General features: G+C 52.9%; 2 protein-coding genes. Both read left to right on the top strand.

The genetic code is table 11. The features are described from left to right. Positions 1-1055 (top strand): DUF6345 domain-containing protein (locus CW742_RS13635; protein ID WP_342764889.1); only part of this gene is annotated, 1055 nt, incomplete at its 5' end. A gap of 12 nt (positions 1056-1067) precedes the next feature. Then, on the top strand, positions 1068-1285 hold a 218-nt coding region (locus tag CW742_RS13630), incomplete at its 3' end, for a hypothetical protein (RefSeq protein ID WP_292421303.1).

Genomic DNA, 1285 nt, shown 5'->3' with positions numbered 1-1285 from the left:
TGCGATCCGCGAGCACGACGCTGACAGGAAACAGCACCATCGATATCTGGACGTATTCCTCAACACACGGCCATATCGATTCGGTTACTGCGATGGGAGCCGATCCTCCGGTTGCCGACTTCACCGGCACGCCGCTCTCCGGCACCGCCCCGCTGACAGTCCAGTTCACGGACCTGTCAACCGGCTCACCAACGTCGTGGCTATGGGATTTTGGCGATGGCGGGACATCCACTGTACAGCACCCGGGTCACACCTACACCACCCATGGAACGCATACGGTCAAACTCACTGTGACCAACAGCCATGGCAGTGATACCAAAACAAAACCGGCCTATATCATGGGTACCGGGGGAACATACCGGGTCTTTGTCGGGGGTGTCGGGGATTACCCGGGAACCGGAAACGACCTGACCGATACGGTTCCCCTCGCACAGAATTTCTACACTGGCATTCAGGGATCGAATGGCGACACAACCTGGACGGGCTATGCCGAGCATTACGATGCAAATGCCGGATCGAAGTACTGGAGCAGTACGGAGCCATCGGCGATAAAAGCAGATGATGCGGATTTCGCACTCTTTGCCGGCCATGGCGACCCCCTGATCATCCGGTTCGGGACCGACAATGCGTTCCAGCAATTGAATGCAGACGATATGCGGTTTGGATCAGCACGGGCCAAATGGGTCGCCTTTGCGTCGTGCCTCGTCCTGAACCGGAGTCATCATGAAGATATGGAACAGGTTTTTTCCGGGCTCCATATCCTCAATGGATTCGACACCATCGGTTTTCCCTACAGTAACCAGGGAACCCAGTTCGCCCAGCGGATGAAAGGGGCAAACGGATATTACATTGAGAAAATTCGGAACGCTTGGAGAAACACACTAATCGATACGATCAATGTAGCCGAAAAAGAGAAGTATTCGGGTGCATGGATGTGGGCTGAACCCTGTAGTGAGGACTATCTCCCCGGATATGGGAAGTTCTGTTCCGCACCGATAATGGTGAACGGTGCGCCCGATGTCCGTTATGAATATTTCAATCTGGTGGAGGTGTGAGAGGTGAATTCGATGAGTAACAACAGCACAATTAGTTTTCTGTTAACGATTCTGCTCGTTATACTGTCAGCAGGATGTGTAACTAATCAGGTGCAGGGGCCGGATTCCATGAATCCGGTTACGACAATAGATATGGCTGGAGATTCAGCACCCGGATCTCTGGCACCGAGTCCAGTAGCCTTGGGATCGATATCTTATTTTATGACTCTCGATGTGCCTGCAAAAAAGGA

The organism is Methanoregula sp., assembly GCF_002835825.1.
GTDB lineage: Archaea > Halobacteriota > Methanomicrobia > Methanomicrobiales > Methanospirillaceae > Methanoregula.
This window is presented reverse-complemented; position numbering and strand designations above follow the sequence as displayed.